Source organism: uncultured Muribaculum sp. (genome assembly GCF_910583865.1).
Lineage (GTDB): Bacteria > Bacteroidota > Bacteroidia > Bacteroidales > Muribaculaceae > Muribaculum.
Genome location: NZ_CAJTYX010000030.1, coordinates 13680 through 34869, shown reverse-complemented (window position 1 = coordinate 34869; position 21190 = coordinate 13680). Strand labels below are relative to the sequence as shown.

At 55.8% G+C, this 21190-nt stretch carries 16 protein-coding genes; 14 read left to right on the top strand and 2 right to left on the bottom strand.

Annotated features, from left to right (window positions below):
* Window positions 1-146: 146 nt before the first annotated feature.
* From QZ303_RS07750 to QZ303_RS07690, 13 genes are all read left to right on the top strand, one after another.
* Window positions 147-698, top strand: a complete 552-nt coding sequence (locus QZ303_RS07750; protein WP_295731362.1) for an RNA polymerase sigma-70 factor — start codon at window positions 147-149, stop codon at window positions 696-698.
* A 131-nt stretch (window positions 699-829) separates the two neighbouring features.
* Window positions 830-1186 carry a BACON domain-containing protein gene (locus QZ303_RS07745; RefSeq protein WP_295731360.1) on the top strand — a complete coding sequence of 119 codons (357 nt, stop codon included), beginning with the start codon at window positions 830-832 and terminating at the stop codon, window positions 1184-1186.
* A gap of 21 nt (window positions 1187-1207) precedes the next feature.
* Complete coding sequence (locus QZ303_RS07740; RefSeq protein ID WP_295731358.1) at window positions 1208-2230, top strand: FecR family protein; 1023 nt, start codon at window positions 1208-1210, stop codon at window positions 2228-2230.
* Window positions 2231-2327: 97 nt separating this feature from the next.
* Window positions 2328-5747 (top strand): TonB-dependent receptor, encoded by a 3420-nt coding sequence (locus QZ303_RS07735; protein WP_295731356.1) that lies wholly within the window; start codon window positions 2328-2330, stop codon window positions 5745-5747.
* 33 nt (window positions 5748-5780) lie between these two features.
* Window positions 5781-7169 carry a RagB/SusD family nutrient uptake outer membrane protein gene (locus tag QZ303_RS07730; RefSeq protein ID WP_295731354.1) on the top strand — a complete coding sequence of 463 codons (1389 nt, stop codon included), beginning with the start codon at window positions 5781-5783 and terminating at the stop codon, window positions 7167-7169.
* An 18-nt stretch (window positions 7170-7187) separates the two neighbouring features.
* Entirely contained in the window at window positions 7188-9209 is a 2022-nt protein-coding gene (locus QZ303_RS07725) for a fibronectin type III domain-containing protein (RefSeq protein ID WP_295731352.1), read from the top strand.
* Between the two features lie 53 nt (window positions 9210-9262).
* Entirely contained in the window at window positions 9263-10930 is a 1668-nt protein-coding gene (locus QZ303_RS07720) for a DUF6528 family protein (protein WP_295731350.1), read from the top strand.
* Between the two features lie 279 nt (window positions 10931-11209).
* Window positions 11210-12112 carry a glycerophosphodiester phosphodiesterase family protein gene (locus tag QZ303_RS07715; RefSeq protein WP_295731348.1) on the top strand — a complete coding sequence of 301 codons (903 nt, stop codon included), beginning with the start codon at window positions 11210-11212 and terminating at the stop codon, window positions 12110-12112.
* 6 nt (window positions 12113-12118) lie between these two features.
* The gene (locus QZ303_RS07710) at window positions 12119-13546 is read left to right on the top strand and encodes an MFS transporter (protein ID WP_295731346.1); all 1428 of its coding nucleotides are present in this window, start codon (window positions 12119-12121) and stop codon (window positions 13544-13546) included.
* A gap of 328 nt (window positions 13547-13874) precedes the next feature.
* A complete protein-coding gene (locus tag QZ303_RS07705) occupies window positions 13875-14324 on the top strand; it encodes a DUF4494 domain-containing protein (RefSeq protein ID WP_295731344.1) in 450 nt (149 codons plus the stop codon).
* Between the two features lie 28 nt (window positions 14325-14352).
* Complete coding sequence (locus QZ303_RS07700) at window positions 14353-15024, top strand: YggS family pyridoxal phosphate-dependent enzyme (RefSeq protein ID WP_295731342.1); 672 nt, start codon at window positions 14353-14355, stop codon at window positions 15022-15024.
* Between the two features lie 162 nt (window positions 15025-15186).
* On the top strand, window positions 15187-16542 hold the full coding sequence (locus tag QZ303_RS07695; RefSeq protein ID WP_295731340.1) for an MFS transporter: 1356 nt from the start codon (window positions 15187-15189) through the stop codon (window positions 16540-16542).
* Between the two features lie 241 nt (window positions 16543-16783).
* Window positions 16784-18817: a transketolase gene (locus QZ303_RS07690; RefSeq protein WP_295731366.1), complete on the top strand. Its 2034-nt coding sequence runs from the start codon at window positions 16784-16786 to the stop codon at window positions 18815-18817.
* Between the two features lie 160 nt (window positions 18818-18977).
* On the opposite strand, the gene QZ303_RS07685 is transcribed toward QZ303_RS07690, so the two are convergent.
* The gene (locus QZ303_RS07685) at window positions 18978-19142 is read right to left on the bottom strand and encodes a hypothetical protein (RefSeq protein ID WP_295731338.1); all 165 of its coding nucleotides are present in this window, start codon (window positions 19140-19142) and stop codon (window positions 18978-18980) included.
* A gap of 270 nt (window positions 19143-19412) precedes the next feature.
* Here QZ303_RS07685 and QZ303_RS07680 point away from each other — a divergent pair, with 270 nt between their 5' ends.
* The gene (locus tag QZ303_RS07680) at window positions 19413-19556 is read left to right on the top strand and encodes a hypothetical protein (RefSeq protein ID WP_295731336.1); all 144 of its coding nucleotides are present in this window, start codon (window positions 19413-19415) and stop codon (window positions 19554-19556) included.
* Between the two features lie 475 nt (window positions 19557-20031).
* Here QZ303_RS07680 and QZ303_RS07675 read toward each other — a convergent pair whose 3' ends face one another.
* On the bottom strand, window positions 20032-21177 hold the full coding sequence (locus QZ303_RS07675) for a dTDP-glucose 4,6-dehydratase (protein WP_295731334.1): 1146 nt from the start codon (window positions 21175-21177) through the stop codon (window positions 20032-20034).
* Window positions 21178-21190 lie beyond the last annotated feature (13 nt).

Below are 21190 nucleotides of genomic sequence, written 5' to 3'. Positions count from 1 at the left end.
TGGCGAACACAAACTAAACTAAAAGGACCGACTCCTGCAAATGGAATCGGTCCTCAATCGCCCTCTAAAGTTTAGCGGACAGTAATATTCCGTAATCAAACCCCGTCTCTCCGACCCGGCATAAACCAACCTTTCCATCTTATTCCATGGATATCAGTGATTCCGAACTGCTCAGTCTGATACAGCGCGGCGATTCAGGCGCGCTTGGAATGCTGTATATGCGCTATTCCGGCCGGGTAAGGCGCTTCGCCATGGGATTCCTGCAAAACGAAGGCGATGCCGACGACGTGACCCACGACGTATTCGTGACCCTCTGGCAGCAACGTGCCGACATCACCGACATAGCGTCGCTGAAGGCATATCTGTTCCGCATGACGCGCAACGCGATATTCTCCATATTCCGCCACCGGCGCATAGCGGAGGAATATATGGCGCGCGCCATATATCAGTCGGAGGAGGCCTCCTCCGAGACCGAAGAAAAAATCGCCACCGCCGACCTGCTCGACCTCGTGCACCTCACTATACAGTCGATGCCCGAGCAGCGGCGCCGCATCTTCACCATGAACCGTTTCGACCATATGACCTATGACGAGATCGCCACGGCACTCGGCATAAGCCGCAAGACGGTCGAATACCACATAAGCCAGGCACTGGCCCGTCTGCGCAAGATAAGCCACCTCATCTGTCTGTTCATATAGATTAACAAAAAATATGACAATATTTTCCCAGGAGGCCTTAGGGTAATGGCCGTCCCCGCACGTCATGCATATAAATCACCAATCTTAAAACAATCAAACATTTCTTAACTAAATCTATAACCCTACATCAAATGAAAACGCTGACCAAGGGGATGCTATCCCTGCTATGTATCGCCGCTTTGACGGCATGCAGCGACGATGATCCGGCGCCCGGGCCTGACAGCATGCATCTCTACACCACGGAGAGCACTGTCGACGCCACAGAAGGACAGATCGGAGTCACACTGATCACCAACCGCAGCTGGACGGTCACTCCGCAGAGCGACTGGGTGAAAGCCACCCCTGCTTCCGGCACGGAGAAAGGAATCTACGAGACCATACTCACCTATGAGGCAAATCCGGATGCAGAGGCGCGCACCTGCAAGGTGCTCTTTGCAGGAGGCACCTACACTGTGACCTATACCCTCACCCAGAAAGCACGTCAATAACTACCTGTCACACCAATCGTCATGCCACTTCAGTTGTCAGAATGCCGTCGCCTGCTTGAAGGTGTGTTCTGCCGTCCCGACCTCCCGGAGGAGCTAAGGAGCAAGTTCACACGATGGATGCTGGACCACGAAAACGACCCGATGTTGCGTCAGGCCATGCTCGAGATATGGTCGGAGCTTCCTGACAATCCCGAAGAGCTGTCGCTCGACGGACTGCAGCGCCTGCTCCATCATATAGACAACGGTGCCGCCGCTCTCTCGCCGACGAGACGCCACCGCATCGCGACATGGATGCGCCGGCCAATCGTGGCAGCCGCAATGACAGCGGCGGTGTTCACGGCAGGATGGTTCGCTTCGCGGCTTCTGACCACCACCCGCGAAAGCATGGCGCAGGAGATACTGCTGGTGACCGCTCCCGGCTCGACCGGCCACCACATCCTCCCCGACGGCACGGAGGTGTGGCTCAACTCCGACAGCCGTCTCACCTACACAGGCGACTTCAACCGCGCCGACCGCAAGGTGAAGCTCTCCGGCGAAGCCTACTTCGAAGTGGCCCGCGACACCGGCCGCCCGTTCAGCGTGGCGCTCGACTCCTTGCAGGTGGAAGTGACCGGAACGGCATTCGACGCCATCAACTACCCGTTCGCTCCCGTACAGATAGCCCTGCGCCGCGGCAGCGTCAGCATAATAGGTATCGGACATGACATGGCCGTAGCCATGGAGCCTGACCAGATCGTGACCCGCCGCCGTGGCATGACCGAGATATCGGTAACCCAGACCGAAAGCGAGAACTACTGCGGATGGATGGCACGCAAGCTCACGTTCGACAACCGCCGTCTGGCCGACATACTCACCAACATCGAGCGCCGCTACGCCGTCAGCATCGACGCAGCTCCCGGAATAGACATGGAAAAGCGCCTGTCGCTCACCATCGGGGGTGAGACCTTCGAAGAGACCGCCAGGCTGCTGCAACTGCTGCTCCCAATTGAGATACAGAGCCGGGGCAACAATGTGACCATACGCCCCTCGCGCCGGCGCAGCTGACACGTCCCCATTCCACCCTACCCTCCTCCACCCCTCCCGGCGGTGGGAATTAAACCAATCGACACCTTAATTATCCCCCTAACCCTACATCTTACTTATGACAGCAAATAGCGTAATGAAAGGCATGCTGCGGCACACGCTTCCGGCCATGCTTTTCTGTGCTGCTTCGGTGCCGGCCTTAGCCGCCACAGCGCCGACGGTAAGCATCGACGTGAAAAACGTCACCGTAAAAGAGCTGCTCCACACCATCGAGGCCAACAGCAACTACACGTTTGCCTACGCCGATGATGACATCAGCTCAAACAAGCGCGTCACCATAAAGGCCGACGACCGCCCCATAGCCTCGATAGTGGCCGAAGCCATCCCGGGCGCAAAGGTAGACATCGAAGGCAACAAGATAGTCATCACACGTGGCGCCACCACACATAGCGACGATGCCGGAAAAGCTACCGCACGCCGCAAAATCTCAGGAAAAGTTCTCGACGAAGCCGGCGAACCGGTAATCGGGGCAACCGTAACGGTGAAAGGCACCAAGGAGGCCGTGGCCACTGACATCGACGGCAACTTCACCCTCAACGTGGCCACCGCACGCCCCACACTCGTAGTGTCATACGTAGGCTACAAGGCCGAAGAGCAACAGCTTGCCGCCGGACAGAACGACATAAACTTCAACATACAGCCGCAGGCAACGATGCTCGACGACGTGGTGGTCGTGGGCTACGGCGTGCAGAACAAGCGTGACGTGACCACCTCCATCGCCTCCATAAAGGCCGAGGACTTCGCCAAGACACCCACAAGCGACTTCCGCGACGCCATGGCCGCCAAGATGCCGGGCGTCCAGGTGCTCACTCTCGGCGGACAGCCTGACGGCAACGTGTCGATACGCATACGAGGCATCCAGTCGGCGACTTCCGGCAACGACCCGCTCTACGTGATCGACGGCGTGACCTCCGACGCCCGCGCCTTCGCCAACATCGAAAGTTCCGACATAGAGAGCCTTGAGGTGCTGAAGGACGCATCGGCAGCCGCCATCTACGGTTCGCGCGGCTCGTGCGGCGTGGTCATCGTCACCACCAAGCGCGGCAAAGACGAGCAGCCCACCATCTCCTACGACGGCCAGGTAGGCTGGTCGCGCGTGTCGAAGAAGATGGACATGCTCGACGCCTACGAGTTCGCCACCCTCTTCAAGGAAGCGCGCGACGGCGCATACCTCAGCCAGACACCCGGCGCGACAATAGGGACACCCTACGACCAGCGTCCGTCGAGCTACATGCGCGTCAATCCCATCGTCGATGCATACCTGCATGACACCACCGGCACGCTGACCGACACCGACTGGCAGGACGAGATATTCCGCACGGCCCTATCCACCAAGCACTCCGTCAACGTATCAGGCAAGACACCCAACGTACGCTACTACGTGGGCGGCTCATACCTCTACAAGGAGGGAACCATCATCGGCAGTGACTTCGAGCGCTTCAGCGCACGCGCCAATATCGACGGCACACGCGGACATTTCAAGTATGGCATCAGCTTCTCCCCCTCCTACTCCGAGACCAACTTCGTCGACGCGAACGCCCAGTACAACCACGACGGTGTAATCGCATGTGCCCTCCAGAGCGCCCCGATATTCCCCGTCTACAACCGCGACGGTTCCTACAACCAGGACATGAACGGCCTGCTGCGCCTCGACCCGTGGGACACGCAGTACAACACCTGCCTCAACCCCGTGATGCTCGCCAACGAAATCGATGATAAGCGCAACAAAATCAACCTCATGGGCAACATCTACGTGGGCTATGAGTTCATCAAGGGTCTTGAATATAAGCTCACCGCCGGCGGCGACTATTACAGCTACACCCGCGACTACTACCGCCCGAGCTACATAGAGGAGAACGGCATGAACTACCACGGCAAGCCCACCGCCCCTCTGGCACGCCACTGGAGCAACAGCTATTTCCACTGGACGCTCACCAACCAGATCACATTCAACCGCACCTTCGGTGACCACAGCATCAACGCCGTGGCAGTCTACGAGGCCGAGAAACAGACCATCCGCACATCACAGATCTACGCCATAGGAACTCCCGGCGACGACAAGATACGCACCACAAAGGGCAAGACCATAGTCCAGGATGACACTTACGACAACCGCTACAGCTACACGTTCGCCTCATGGCTGTTCCGCGCGCAGTATTCATGGCAGGGCCGCTATATGGTGTCGGCATCCATCCGCCGCGACGGATCATCGCGCTTCGCATCCAAGACGCGCTGGGGCTACTTCCCCGCCGCCTCGCTCGGGTGGCGCGTAAGCGACGAGAAGTTCCTCCGCGATGTCACCTGGCTCAATGACCTCAAGCTCCGCGCATCAGTAGGCCAGACCGGCAACGCCCAAATCGGCAATTCCGCCTACCTCGCGCTATACGGTGCCGGCATGACCGACCTCGGCAACGGGCTGCAGTCGATGATCAACCCCACACAGATAGCCAACGACGAACTCGGCTGGGAAAAGAACACGCAGTACAATGTCGGCGTGGACTTCAACATCCTCAACGGCTACCTGCGCCTGACCGCCGACGCCTACTACACAAAGACAACCAATATGCTCTTTGAAGTCCCTGTACCCGACATATCCGGATTCAGCACGTCGACCATCAACATCGGCGAGATGCAGAACAAAGGTATAGAGCTACAGCTTGCTTCCGACCACCGTTTCGGCGATTTCTCCTATGCGTTCAACGCCAACTGGTCGCTCAACCGCAACAAGGTGCTCCACCTCGGCGACGGCGATGCCGACATAATCAAGAACGGTTCATATGCCGGTTCGTACTATCTGACACGTGTGGGCCAGCCCGTCGGATGCTACTACCTGATGATACAGGACGGCATCTTCCACAACCAGCAGGAACTCGACAGTTATCCCCACTTCCCCTCGGCCGAGGTCGGCGACTTCCGCTTCGTAGACACCAACGGCAACGGCATACTTGAGAAAGACGCCGACCGCGCCATCGTCGGCAACTACCAGCCAGATTTCTACTACGGCTTCGGCCTCACGCTCGGCTACAAGGGCTTCGACCTCGCCGCCAACTTCCAGGGCGTCTACGGCAACGAGATCCTCAACCTCGAACGCCGCTACCTGCTCAACATGGAGGCATCGTCCAACATGATGAAGGAGTCGCTGCAGCGATTCCCCTACGGCGAGCTCAACAAGGTTACACGCAAGTCCACAGGCAACAACGGCTCATGCACGTCGACATTCCACATCGAGGACGGATCATACCTGCGCCTCCAGAACCTATCGCTCGGCTACACGCTGCCCAAGCAGCTCCTGTCGCGCATAGGGGTGAAGAACCTCCGCGTCTATGTGCAGGGCACCAACCTCTTCACCTGGACCAACTACACAGGCTACAACCCCGAAGTCAACAAACGCAACGACGACGCCCTCACCCCGGGCGAGGACTACTGCTCCTACCCGCTGCCGCGCACAGTCACCTTCGGACTCAACTTCAGCCTATAACACATGTCCCATCCATCATACATATACTGAAAGATGAATCCAAAACATTTATATATAGCAGGTTGCCTCATGTGCGCAGCAGCGTTCACATCGTGCGGCGACAGCTTCTTCGAGCAATACCCATCCAACAACATTACCGAAGCCAACCACTACCAGAGCGACGATGACTTCAATCAGGCAGTGCGTGGCTGCTACGACAGGGTAAAGGGCGAAAGCGGCTACTTCATCAACGAGCTTGCCTACCGCTCCGACGAGTCGCGGCTGCTGGCCATGGCCACATCTACACAAGACCGCTACGACCTCGACCATTTCCAGGACGTACCCTCCAACGGCATCCTCGCCAAGGTGTGGAAAACATGGTACAACGGCATATACCGCTGCAATGACGTGCTCGACCATCTCAACGGAAAAGAATCCCTCCCCAACTACCGCCAGTATCGCGGTGAGCTGCTGTTCATCCGCTCATGGTTCTACTTCAACCTCTACCGTGCTTTCGGCGTGGTGCCTGTGAGCCGCACCGTAGTATCTCCGGCCGAGTCCAAGAATGTGCCCCGCTGCACAGAGCAGGAGATGTATTCACTGCTGACATCCGACCTTACCGAAGCCGCAGGGCTGCTCCCCGACAAGCCCGGTATCGAAAAAGCCCGTGTGGCCAACACTGCGGCATGGGCGCTCCTTGCCAAGGTGCATCTCACATTCAAGCACCATGCAGAGGCCAAGACGGCTCTCGACGAAGCGATGAAAAACTCCAACTTCGGAATGATGCCCACCACCGCCGATGCCGTCGATGTCAACAAGAAGTTCAACAAAGAGCTGCTGTTCGTGCTCCACTACGAGAAGAGCAACGGCGAAGGACACGGCTACTGGTACTCTCAAAAGACCAACAAGTATGCCGAAATCGAGGCGCCCACGCAACTGATCCGTGACCTCTACTCCACCGACGACAATCGCCGTCCGCTCATCTGGAACTACAATAAAGTGGGCAGCGTCTACGTGCTCGACAAATGGATGGACGAATACGACGCCACCTACAACACCCACGTGGGCAACGACTTCCCCCTGCTCCGCTATGCCGACATCTTCCTGATGTATGCCGAGGCTGCCGGCGAGACTTCCGTTGCCGATGCGCTCCCCTGGCTGAACAAGACACGTGCTCGCGCCGGACTCACCGAGCTTACCACTTCGGATATAACATCCCGCGAACAGTTCATCCAGGAGCTTGCCGACGAACGCGCACGCGAATTCGCCCTCGAAGGCCACCGCTGGTTCGACCTCGTGCGCCTCGGCCTCGCTATACCCACGATGCGCGCCCTCGGCTATCGCCTCGACGAGCACAACCTCCTCTTCCCCATCCCCAACGCACAGATCGAGATTGTCAACGATGCTTCAATCCTCTGGCAGAACCCGGGATATAACTCATAATCCATCATTTCCGACACAATGAAAAAACTGATCAACATAATGATGTCCGCCATCATGCTGGCGGCCCTCACAGGATGCTGGGACGACGAGGTGGTCGATGCAGGAGCCGCGCGTCCGCAGGTCGAGAACCTCAAGGCCGTACCGGGCGACGAAGAAGCCGTCGTAACCTGGAGCATGCCGCAGGGTTGGAACCCCACCGACTTCATCATCTCCTACAAGACTCCCGAATCGGAAACGGTATCCTTCCGCACAGGCAAACTGAGCGAGTACACCTACACCATAGGCTCGCTCGTAAATGACTACCAGTATTCGCTCGACATACAGGCCGTCTACGGCAATCTTATCTCGGGAGCGGTCACCGCTATCGCCAAGCCATCGACATCGCGCTTCCCGGTCACCGACCTCGTCGCCTTAGGCGACAATGCCAGCGTGACGCTCACATGGACACGCCCGTCGATGCTTGTCAAAGGATATACACTCACTTATTTCGCCGACAACGCGCCCGCCGACACCAAGAGGATGGATCTCGCACCTGATGCCGAGACTGTCACCGTCGATAACCTGACCAACGACATCAACTACACATTCACGCTCACGGCATCATACGACCGTGGCGACTCCGAGCCTGCCATAGCCAAGGCAATGCCTACACTGGCCATACCATACTTCGTAAGCACGGAAAATACAGCGATAGGAATGCCCGTACACTTCACTTTCAACCGCGAGGCCTACGCCGATGCCGCCAACGTCACATGGACCTTCCCCGGCGATATCGTCAAGAGCGGCGACGAGGTCGACTACGCGTTCACATCTTCAGGCGACCATACCGTCAAGCTGTCGGCACAGATCGGCACCGTGAAGCGCGAATGGAGCATCGGAATCAACGTGCGCGAATATGCAGTATCGTGGGACGCTTGGGTGCAGGACGGCTCCAACTGGAACGGCTTCAAAGGCACATGCCCCGTATTCTCTCCCGATGGCAGAATGCTGTACATCATCACATTCAACAAGATCACAGCATTATATGCGTTCGACACTATGTCGGGCGAGAAAAAATGGGAATATATTCCCGCCGCCAAATCAGGCAGCTACAACATGCTCACCGTGAATCCCGTAAACGGCGACATTTATTTCGGCACACAGACCGCAGGTCAGTTCTACTGCGTAAGCCCCGAAGGCCAGCTACGCTGGACTTTCACCGAGGCCCAGTCGATGCAGGCAGCAGCACCTGCCGTCAACGCCGCCGGCACCATAGTCTACATCGGCGACCGTGCAGGCAACGTTTTCGCCATAGATACAGCCTCAGGCTCGAAGAAATGGGGTGTCAGTCTCGGCACACAATGCGCCGGACTCCTTGTAAACGGCAGCGAGATAGTGGTCGGCACAAACGGTACCACAATCTTCTTCCTCAACTCCGACACCGGTGCGGAAGTCGCCAAGCTTACCATCGGAAAGAAGATGACCGACATATCCGGATTCGCCGTTGCGGCAGACAAACGCTCTGTATATGTGCCGCAGAACAACGGTTGCATGTCGAAGATTGACATCATCGACCATACAGTGCTCATCGACAGCAAGATATGTACCAGCGCAAGCCCAAACAACATGTATGAACCTGTCGTAGCCCCCAACGGCGACGTGTTCGTCGGCAGCAAAGACAGCTACGCATACTGCTTCGACAGCGAACTCAACGAGAAATGGAATTATAAAGGCCTTGACGGCAACAATGCGTTCAACTACTCGCATCCATGCGTCGACACCGAAGGCAACTTCTACATCACCTCGGGCCAGAAAGGCAACAAACTATTTGTGTTCAGCCCTACAGGAGGCGTCATCTCCGACAGCCGCATCGGCTCTGATGCCGACGGAGCCGACAAGCAGATGGGTGGCAACAACCTGCTCAACGGGGTTGTCTACAGCGCCCTTGTCGGCGACAAGGGTGTCAACGGCAAGCTCGTGGGCATAGGATTCGGCTACGACCGTGCTCCCGGATGGTCGACCCACGGCGGCGATCCCTGTGGTTCGTGCTGCATCAAATAATCTCCGTCACATACATCAAAACACATTCAAACATGTTTTCCGACAGAAATTCAATGATAATAAACTTTCTCGTCGGCGCATGCCTGGCCTTCTCGGCCACGGCATGCTCCGATGACGATGACAAGGACTTCAATGCGGTGACAGAACGCGCCGCAAAAGTCAACATCGGCTTCAACCGCTATATAGATGCCAACGGAGCTTTCACGCAATTGAAGTGGAACGCCGGCGACAAGGCCATACTGCGCCTGGCCTCCGACGGAAGTTCCTACACGGCTACACCTATACGTCCGGGCCAGACATCCTCGCTTTTCCTTTTCACGGTGAAAGCTCCGGGAGCGGCCACCGTAGTAAGCTACTGGCCTGTTGACGCACCGGTGACCGTCGGCGCAGGAAAAGTGGAATTCGACATACCGGCCACCCAGAACGGCACTATCACACCACTGCTCCTCGGTCATGACCGCCAGGCACTGTCATCATACGAAGGCTGCGACATATCGCTGTCGCAGTTCTCCGCGCTGATGATGGTAAACGTGGCCCGAGGCAACTATTCGGTAGAAAGCGTGGAAGTGAGAGCCAACGGTGGCGAGAACATCGCCGGTCACATCACCATCGATGCAGACACATGGGCTATCAACGCATCGGAGCCTTCTGTCCGCGTCACCCTCCCCACGGCAGCCGACTGCACGCTCGACGGCATAAAGGTAGCATTGCAGCTCGCTCCAGTATCGCTCTCGGCCGGATACACGATAACCGTAAACACCTCTGCCGGCCACTCGTTCAATGTCGTCTCCAACGACCCGGCGAAACTAATGTCCGGAGAAATCCTCTACACATCCGACGCTTCCGACAGCGAACCCCCGCATCTGCTTATCGGCGGCACCGACAAGGTGCACATAATAAATGTGGCACAGTGCATGGGTGGAAGCTACAAGAGCGGACTCGAATGGACATGGAATGCGGAGGATGCAGCAAAGACACTTGACGTGGCAGCATCGCGTTGCGACCATATCGACGACTGCAAGCCTGTGGAAAACGGCTCTAAGATTCTCGTGACGAGTTCTTACAACTGGTGCGTGCTCCTCGAACGCGAGACCAAGAATATACTTTTCCATACCACACAGGCCGCCAACGCCCACTCTGCGGAACTGCTCCCCGGCAACCGTATCGTGGTCGCCTGCTCCGACGGATCCAGCTCCAACCACCATCAAGTGCAGCTCTACGACATCGCCAAGCCCAACACCGTGCTGCAACGCTATACACTGCAATATGCCCACGGTGTGGTATGGAGCGAAAACAACAAGCGCCTCTATGCCGCCGGCCACAACCAGCTGCAGGTCTACAGCCTTCTGGACTGGGACACGGAAAACCCGCAGCTCAAACTCGAAAAGACAATCAATACACCGCAGGGCAGCGTGCACGACATCACCCTTGCCGATGCCAACACCCTGGTGGTGGCCGGAGTGAAAGCATACCTTTTCGACATGAACACCGAGAGCTTCACCGAAATGCCGCTTTTCGCAGCCTCCACGCAGATCAAGTCGCTCAACTACAATCCCGCCACCTCCGAACTGTGGTACACCGATGCAACAAAGCCGGAAGGCACACAAAGCTGGTCGACACAGACTCTCCGCTACTCTACCGACTACACCGCCTCCAAAGAAACCTCGACTATCAAGGTCCCGGACATGGACGTGTACAAAGTCAGGGTGCTGAACTGGTAATTCGTTAAAAATAATTAAATTCACCCCGGGCATTGGTATTTTTCCCGGGGTGAAGTTTCCTATATTATATAGCATGTCGCGGACAACATTCCCATGCACCATCCATATGCATGTCGGACCGGATTGTCACCTAAGGGACATTCAGTCGCGGATTCCGAATCATATATTAGTATTGTCCGCCCGCGCCATGAGCCAATCATACAGCAACATTGCCGGTGAACGGGCCGATATAGTTCAATATTTACCTTTTTAACCCTATTTTATACCAATCCGACAAACATGAAAAAAGCAATTCTTGCAATTTCATTCATCCTCACGGCCGTCTCGGCCATGATGGGCGCCAACCGTGCGGAAACCATCGTGAAAGAGATGCATGACCCGTCATCAAAGAAAGTGCTCGTGGCATGCCACAGAGGCGACTGGCGCAACTACCCGGAAAACTCGCTCGCCGCGATAGAAAGCGTAATACGCATGGGAGCCGACATCGTTGAAATCGATCTCGCCCTCACCAAGGACAGCGTGTTGGTCGTATGCCATGACCGCACTATCGACCGTACCACATCCGGCAAAGGACTTATCGCCGACATCACATATGATTCAATCGCGAGAGTGAACCTCAAAAGCGGTCACGGAGTACGCACGAAACACAAAATGCCCACCCTACGTGATGCCCTCGAACTGTGCAAAGACCGTATCGTGATCAATATCGACAAGGGATATGACTACTACGACCTCATACTCCCCATCTCCGACTCGCTCGGCATGACCGACCAACTGCTCATAAAAGGCAAAAAGCCTGTGAAAACAGTAGCCGAAAAGATGGCCTCACATCGACAGAACATGATGTACATGCCCATCATCGACATCCTCAAGTCCAAAGGAAAGGTGCTCTTCAAGGAGTATATGGCCACCAAGACCGTGCCATTGGCTTATGAGGTGTGCTGGGACAGGCTCACACCCGAAGTCACCGAATGCATGCAGGCAATCGTGGCACAGCCCTCCAAACTATGGGTCAACTCCCTTTGGGAGAGCCTCAACGGCGGACTCGACGACGATGCGGCCTTCGACGGCAATCCCGCCGATATCTACGGCAAACTCGTCGACATGGGCGCCACCATCATACAGACCGACCGTCCCGTCCTGCTGCTCGACTATCTACGTTCACGCAACCTTCACGACTAAACGCCGATGCCCACCGATACCGCCACCCTCGAAACGCGCAAGACGCGTTCGATATTCTCGCGCATAGCCTCGTTCTACGCAATAAGCCCCGATGTCCCGGAACGTGACTTCTCCTCGGAGGAAGCGCGCACGAAGTTCTATAAGAAACTGCGCCTCCAGGCGTTCGGAGCTGCCACGCTCGGCTACAGCCTTTACTATGTGTGCCGCACGTCGCTCAACGTGATGAAGAAACCCATCATCGACAGCGGCGCCCTCGACGCCACGCAACTCGGCATCATAAGCTCCGCCCTCCTGTTCGCATATGCCATAGGCAAATTTGTCAACGGATTCGTGGCCGACTACTGCAACATCAAGCGCTTCATGGCCACCGGCCTGATCATCTCCGCCCTCGCCAACGCCTTCATGGGCATGATGGGTCTCGCTTCGAGCGCCATACCGGGAGCGGTAATGTGCACATGCTTCGCCATAATGTGGTGCTTCAACGGCTGGGCACAGTCGATGGGCGCACCCCCCGCCATCATCAGCCTCTCGCGCTGGTTCCCGCTCAAAGAGCGCGGCACCTACTACGGCTTCTTCTCTGCAAGCCACAATCTCGGCGAGTTCTTCTCTTTCCTCTTCGTAGGCTCTATAGTGGCGGTGGCCGGCTGGCAGTCGGGATTCTTCGGCTCGGCGATTGCCGGCGCCATAGGCATCGCACTCGTGCTCTTCTTCCTCCACGACCATCCACGCGCCCACGGACTTCCCTCCATAGAGGCGCTTTCGGGCGAAAAGACCGGGAAGGCCGAAAAGATGTCGACACGCGACATACAGAAGATGGTACTCCGCACGCCCGCCGTATGGATACTGGCGGCAGCCAGCGCATTCATGTACATCTCGCGCTATGCCATCAACGGCTGGGGTATGCTGTTCCTACAGGAGCAGAAAGGATTCAGCGATGTCGAGGCCCTGTCGATCATATCGATCAACGCCCTCCTCGGTATTGCCGGTACGGTGCTTTCCGGATGGTTCTCCGACAAGCTCTTCAAAGGCGACCGCCAGATCCCGGCCCTGATATTCGGAGTGCTTAACGCTTCTGCCCTGGCCTTGTTCCTCTTCGGAGGCGACGCCATGTGGGTCAACGTTCTCGCCATGGTGCTGTTCGGCATAGCTATCGGCGTGCTCATATGCTTCCTCGGCGGCCTCATGGCTGTTGACATAGTGCCACGGCGCGCCACCGGAGCAGCTCTCGGCGTGGTTGGAATCGCATCCTACGTGGCCGCCGGCATACAGGACGTGGTGTCGGGATGGCTCATCAACAACAACATGACCGTGGTCGACGGCGCAAAACATTACGATTTCCTTCCGGTAGCCATATTCTGGCTCGCAGCCTCGATAATCTCGTTCCTGCTGCCGCTGCTCAACATTCGCCACAAGATGAATCACGATAACAACTGATCATAAGTAACTCGAAAAAATTATTGCGCATATTATTAATTCTAAAGCTTTATATCTTTGCGAGTTACTTACGTCTATATATCATTAACCACATCTGAAGAATTTATTTTTGTTTTAGGTTCTTAACACGGGAATTCAAGAAAGCTGCGGGAATCGTCGGACAGGCGGTTCCCGCTCTGCGTTCCGGGACATAGCACCAGGCATATCATACGTCCGATAACATAAGTTAAACACTCGTCTAATACTCCTGTCAAAAGTTTTTCGTAAATTTGACCCCCGATAAACAAACGAAATCGCATATAAAATTCCACAACAAACTACTACAGACATGAGTACATGGTTTGAATGCAAAGTACGCTACGACAAGATACAGGAAAACGGCTCCGCAAAGAAAGTCAACGAGCCTTATATGGTAGATGCCCTCAGCTTCACCGAGGCCGAGGCCCGCATCACCGAGGAGGTAGCCCCGCTGATTTCCGGGGAATTCTCGGTGTCGGCGGTAAAGCGTAGCAACATAACTGAAATATTCTGGGACGACAGCGCCGACAAGTGGTATCACGTGAAGGTAAGCTTCATCACCCTCGATGAAAAAACCGCCGTAGAGAAAAAGACCACATCCCACATCCTCGTGGCCGCCAACGATTTCCGCTCGGCGCTCGACCATTTCATGGAGGGCATGAAAGGCACTATGGCCGACTTCGAGGTAAGCTCCATTGCCGAGACTCCCATCATGGACGTCTACAAAGCCAAGCTTGAAAGCCGCAAGGCCGACGAATAATACAGCCAACCCAACCTCGTCAGCACCAATGTCAACGGTAACATCCCGCCTGCTTGAAATCAGAGAGCACATACCTGCCGGCGTCACCCTTGTCGCCGTCTCCAAATTCCACCCGGTGGAAGCTCTGCGCGAGGCCTACGAGGCCGGACAGCGCGACTTCGGAGAAAGCCGCGCCCAGGAACTGTCGGCAAAGGCTCCGGAAATGCCGGCGGATGTGCGCTGGCATTTCATCGGCCACCTCCAGACCAATAAAGTGCGACAGGTGATGCCACACGTCAGCCTGATCCACAGCATAGACTCGCTGAGGCTGCTGTGTGCAGTCAATGCAGAGGCCGCCCGTATCGGCCGTGTGGCCGATGTGCTCCTACAGGTGCACGTGGCCCGCGAGGAGACCAAGTTCGGCTTCACCCCCGCCGAACTGTCGGCAATCGCCGCCGAGTGGAAGCCTGACGACACGCCACATGTGAGGGTGCGCGGACTGATGGGCATGGCGTCGCTCACCGACGACACCACCCGCATCTCCGCCGATTTCTCCGCCGTGGCCAAGGCCTACAACGAGCTGAAATCGGGCCTATTCGCCGGACAACCATCGTTCGACACCCTGTCTATGGGAATGAGCGACGACTTTCCGCTCGCCATAGCCGCCGGAAGCACGATGGTACGCATCGGCACCGACATATTCGGCGCACGTGAATATTGAACCGGGGCATAAATTGACCTTCCGGTATCATTTCCGTATGTTATAAAGCATGTTGTTACCTACGTAAAGCATATTTTTTATAATTTTACCTGCTGAAAATCCGCTTAACCTGAAATATCAACCTAAAATAACAAAATAACCCAAGAAAAAACATTATCAGCAATGGCAACCGCTCAATCCAATTCAACCAACGGCAGGCTGATTGCAATCATCGCGATGTTCTTCCTCTTCGCCATGATTTCATTCGTGACCAACCTCGCCGCTCCTATCGGAACTATCTGGGGATACAAATTCGAAGGCAACTCCATGCTCGGCATGATGGGCAACATGATGAACTTCCTCGCCTATCTGTTCATGGGAATTCCCGCCGGCAACCTGCTTGTGAAAATCGGCTATAAGAAAACCGCCCTCTGGGCAATGGCAATCGGCACCGTCGGACTCTTCGTACAATGGCTGTCGAGCGTGGTAGGAGCCGACACCACAGCCGGCACCGTAGCCGGTACTCCCGTGCCTGTAAGCTTCTACATCTATCTTCTGGGCGCATTCATCTGCGGTTTCTGCGTGTGCATGCTCAACACCGTGGTCAACCCGATGCTCAACCTCCTCGGCGGAGGCGGCAACAAGGGTAACCAGCTCATCCAGACCGGCGGCTCGCTCAACTCGCTCTCCGGCACCCTCACCCCCTTCTTCGTAGGCGCTCTCATCGGGCAGCTCACCGACAAGACCGAGATGGGCAATGTGGCCCCTCTGCTTTGGGTGGCAATGGGCGTATTCATTGCCTCGTTCATAGTGATTTCGTTCGTAACCATCCCCGAGCCTAACCAGACCTCGGGCAAGAAGGTAAAATACGCACACTCGCCCTGGAACTTCCGTCACCTCGTGTTCGGCGTGATCGCTATCTTCTTCTACGTAGGTATCGAAATCGGCATCCCCGGCACACTCAACTTCTACCTCGCCGAACCGGGCGAACGCGGCGCAGGCATACTTGAAAATGCTTCCGTGATAGCCGGTGCCATCGTGGCCATATACTGGCTCTTCATGCTCATCGGCCGCTTCTGCTCAAGCATCATCTCCGGTGCCGTGTCAACCCGCGCCCAGATTATCACTGTATCGTCGGTGGCAATCCTGCTGGTTGTGCTCGCCATCCTCATCCCCAAGACCGTTACGCTTCCCGTGCCCGAATTCATCTATGAAGGCGGCGCGCAGGTGCCCGTCAGCGCATTCCTGCTCATCCTCTGCGGCCTCTGTACTTCTGTCATGTGGGGCGGTATTTTCAACCTCGCTGTCGAGGGTCTCGGAAAATACACCGCCCAGGCTTCCGGCATCTTCATGATGATGGTGGTAGGCGGCGGCGTGATGCCACTCATCCAGAACTGGATCGCCGACCTCGCAGGCTACATGGCCTCCTACTGGCTCATCGTGGCAATGCTCGGCTGGATCCTCTTCTACGGCCTCATCGGCTCCAAGAACGTCAACACCGACATCCCCGTCGACGACACCGTGGAGGACGCACTCTAATCACTTGTACGAACGAGAGATTTCCTCTATAGAAATCACACATATCATTGAAAATACGATACTTGCCGACATCATTCCGTTGCCGGCAAGTATCGTATAACAGATATGCCACACATCTCCACAATATTCAGATGCATTGTGCGTTTTTAAACAAAAGAGGTTATTGTACCCCATACAATAAACCTGTCTCGTCTCAATCCATAATCGATAGAAAGAAATATCATTCTCTAAAATAGATAACATAATGGACACAAAAGTCATGAACCGCGCAGCCGACAACATCCGCGTGCTCGCAGCTTCAATGGTAGAAAAGGCCAAATCCGGCCACCCCGGAGGTGCTATGGGTGGTGCCGACTTCGTCAACGTGCTCTACTCCAACTACCTCGTCACCGATCCTGACAATCCTACATGGATAGCCCGCGACCGTTTCTTCCTCGATCCGGGCCACATGTCGCCGATGCTCTACGCAGTGCTCGCCCTCTCCGGAAAGTTCACCATCGACGAGCTGAAAGGCTTCCGCCAGTGGGGAAGCGTCACTCCCGGCCATCCGGAGCTGCATCCCGAACGCGGTGTGGAAAACACCTCCGGTCCGCTGGGCCAGGGTCATGTGATGGCCGTGGGATGCGCCATAGCAGAGCGTTTCCTCCAGGCACGCTTCGGCGACTGGCTGTCGCACAAGACATTCGCATTCATCTCCGACGGAGGCATCCAGGAGGAGATTTCCCAGGGTGCAGGCCGTCTGGCCGGATATCTCGGGCTGCACAACCTCATAATGTTCTATGACAGCAATGACATACAGCTCTCAACCGAGGTAAAGGCCGTGACCACCGAGGATACCGCCGCCAAGTACCGCGCATGGCACTGGAACGTAATCGAGGTCGACGGTACAGACCCCCTCGCCATGGCAGGTGCTCTTGAGACCGCAATCGAGGAGAAGCACCGTCCCACCATCATCATAGGCAAGACCATAATGGGACGCGGTGCCGTCACCGCCGATGGCGAATGCTTCGAGGCAAAATGCTCGACCCACGGCAACCCCCTGAGCGCATCCGGTGCAAGCTACGAAAAGACAATGGAACATCTTGGCGCCGATCCTGCCGATCCGTTCCACATCTGGGATGACGTAAAGGCACTCTACGCCGAGCGCACGGAGAAACTGCGCGCAATCGTCAAGGAGCGTCGCGAGGCCGAAAAAGCATGGCGTGAGGCCAACCCCGAGAAAGCCGCGCTCCTCGACAGCTATCTCGCAGGCAAGCTCCCCGACATCGACTGGGAGAACATCGCCCACAAGCCGGGCATCGCCACACGCCAGGCATCGGCCGACGTGCTCGCAGAACTGGCCAAGAAGGTCGGCAACATGATCGTGGCCTCCGCCGACCTTGCCAACTCCGACAAGACCGACGCGTTCCTAAAGAACACGCACGCATTCACCAACGGCGACTTCTCGGGAGCATTCCTCCACTGCGGTGTGGCCGAGCTTACCATGGCGGCCATCATGAACGGCATCGCCCTACACGGCGGTCTGATCGGCGCATGCGGCACATTCTTCGTGTTCTCCGACTATATGAAGCCGGCAGTACGCATGGCCGCCCTGATGGAACTTCCGGTAAAATACATCTGGACTCACGACGCATTCCGCGTAGGCGAGGACGGACCCACCCACGAGCCGGTGGAGCAGGAGGCACAGATACGCCTCATGGAGGAGCTGCGCAACTTCAAGGGCGAACCGTCGGTGCTCGTGCTCCGTCCGGGCGACGCCGCCGAGACATCCGTATGCTGGAAGATGGCCATGGAGAACACCAAAACTCCCACCGCCCTCATCCTCTCGCGCCAAAATATCCCCGACCTGCCCGCATCCACCGGCAACCGCTATCGCGAGGCCCTCGGTGCTGAAAAGGGAGGCTATATTGTTAAGCAGGCCGAGAATCCCGCCGTCACACTTGTAGCCAACGGCTCGGAAGTGTCGCTGCTCGTGGAGGTTGCCGATCAGCTCGGCAACGAAGGCGTAGCTGCACGCGTGGTATCAGTCCCCTCCATCGGACTCTTCGAATGCCAGACTCCTGAATACCGCCACAGCGTGATCCCCGCCGACGGAAAAGTATTCGGTCTCACCGCAGGCCTCCCCTCCACTCTCCGTGGCGTGGTCGGCCCGCAGGGCGAAGTGTTCGGCCTCGACCATTTCGGTGCATCCGCACCCTACAAGGTGCTTGACGAGAAGTTTGGATTCACCGCTCCCGCTGTCCTGACCCAGGTAAGAGCTTACCTCGCAAAATAATCATTTCTACGGGTATGTCATTCGCAGGACATATCCTGATGGAATAATACATCTGACAGATTACATAACAAAAACTGCACCCCGGAAAATTCCGGGGTGCAGTTTTTTAAGGCCATCAAAATGCATCGAGCAAGTTACGTCAGCAGAGAAGAAACCCCAATTATGAACCGGTATAGTCGACCGAATATGAGATGTCTCTGGCAGGGCGTCCGTCGGAATAGTTTACCTTAGTCGAGAAATCCTTTATGCGGCAGTTCTCCAACGAGACACCGCCGTAATCTATGGAAACAGTCACCTCATTGGGATGACGGCTAACTTTGTTCATATGTGAGACAAAATTCCGGGAATTGACTCCGAAGAGTCCGGCAGTCTGCAAGGGCAGATGATGCCCATACGTCACGAGTGGCAGCTTCACACATGGAGTCGCCACGATGTCGGAGTAGGAATAAACAGTCGAATAATACACTTTCGTAGTACCCAGGTAATCATCGTAGCGAATGAGATTCCCGTCCTCCCAAACAAAATGATTCTCCCATATCCACGGAGTGTTATAATAGATATCAATGACTGTACCATTCTCACTATATTGCTCGGTATGTTTGATATCGACCAGATGATTGTCTGCATCATACCTAAAGTCTACACGATAAACCTTCTCGAAGGAAGAACGCCCGTCAAGATTCAAAGAGGATCTGAAAACACCCTCGCAATAGGCCGCACGGCCATCAACAAGATGTAAAGTCTCCTTAAAGTCATCCAAATGAATGGATGCCATATCGGAGGTCGACTCTATCACGACCTCATCCTCCGAGGGATATGCATATGTAACTTTGTAATCTACATTATCTTCTTCTCCGGACAGACATTCCCAACGGACTACGCGGCCGCGGTAATCATACTGAAAAACCTCCTTGCTCCCGTCAGATCCGGAAATCATCGACACCATCAGATTGTCATCCGACACAACCTCCTCTTCCTTTCCCGAACACGAGACGAGAATACTCCCGGCAAAAACAATTGCCAACATAACATATCTCATATCTACCGAACAACTCATAGCAACTGAATAATGATTAAGTTCATTCGTATAACGACTACAATCTAATTAAAATTGCCCGGTTTCGGTTACTATCAGAATACGGACTTCTATGGCTGGATTCACGCAACCAACGCACGAATCAGTCCTTCAGAATCTTCGGGATTAAGAAATTATTTCAGCGGTCGGCGTACATCTGGTCGTAGTAGCGCTGGTAGTCGCCGGAGGTCACGGAGTCGAGCCACTCCTGGTTGTCGAGATACCAGCGGACGGTGCGCTCTATGCCCTCCTCAAACTGGAGGGTAGGTTCCCAGCCGAGTTCCCGCTGGAGCTTGCGCGAGTCGATGGCGTAGCGCAGGTCGTGGCCGGCGCGGTCGGTTACATAGGTTATAAGTCCGTCGGAATAGCCTTCGGGATTGCCGAGCAGGCGGTCGACGGTGCGGATGAGCACGCGCACGATGTCGATATTGCGCCATTCGTTGAATCCACCTATGTTGTAGGTGTCGGCAATCTTGCCGCGATGGAATATGAGGTCGATGGCGCGGGCGTGGTCCTCGACGAATAACCAGTCACGGACGTTAAGCCCCTGACCATAGACAGGTAGCGGACGGCGATGGCGTATATTGTTGATGAACAAAGGTATCAGCTTTTCGGGGAACTGATAAGGGCCATAGTTGTTGGAGCAGTTGGTGACGACCACGGGCATGCCGTAGGTATCGTGGTAGGAACGCACGAAGTGATCGCTCGACGCCTTGGAGGCCGAATATGGCGAATGGGGGTTGTAGCGTGTTGTCTCAAGGAAAAATTCCTCGCCGTAGGCATGATGGTTGGTGGCCGACGATGCCGTGGTTGTGAACGGCGAAGGCATACCTTCGGGCCGGGTGAGTTCGAGCGCGCCGTAGACCTCGTCGGTCGAGATATGGTAGAACAGCTTGCCATCGTAGCGCTCGGGACGCTCTTCCCAGGCAATTTTGGCCGCCTGTAGGAGCGACAACGTACCCATGACGTTGGTGCGCGCGAATGTGAACGGATCCTTTATCGAGCGGTCGACATGGCTCTCGGCGGCGAGATGGATGATGCCGTCGACCTCATAGTCGCGAATCAGGGAGAGCATGCGGTCAAAGTCGCATATGTCGGCCTTGACAAAGACGTAGTTGGGGCTGTGCTCCACATCCTTGAGATTGGCGAGATTGCCCGCGTAGGTCAGCAGGTCGACATTGATTATACGGTAGTCGGGATACTTGTTGACAAACAGCCTTACGACGTGGCTGCCGATGAATCCGGCACCGCCGGTCACTATGATGTTGCGCTTGAACTGGCTCATATCTATTCTATAT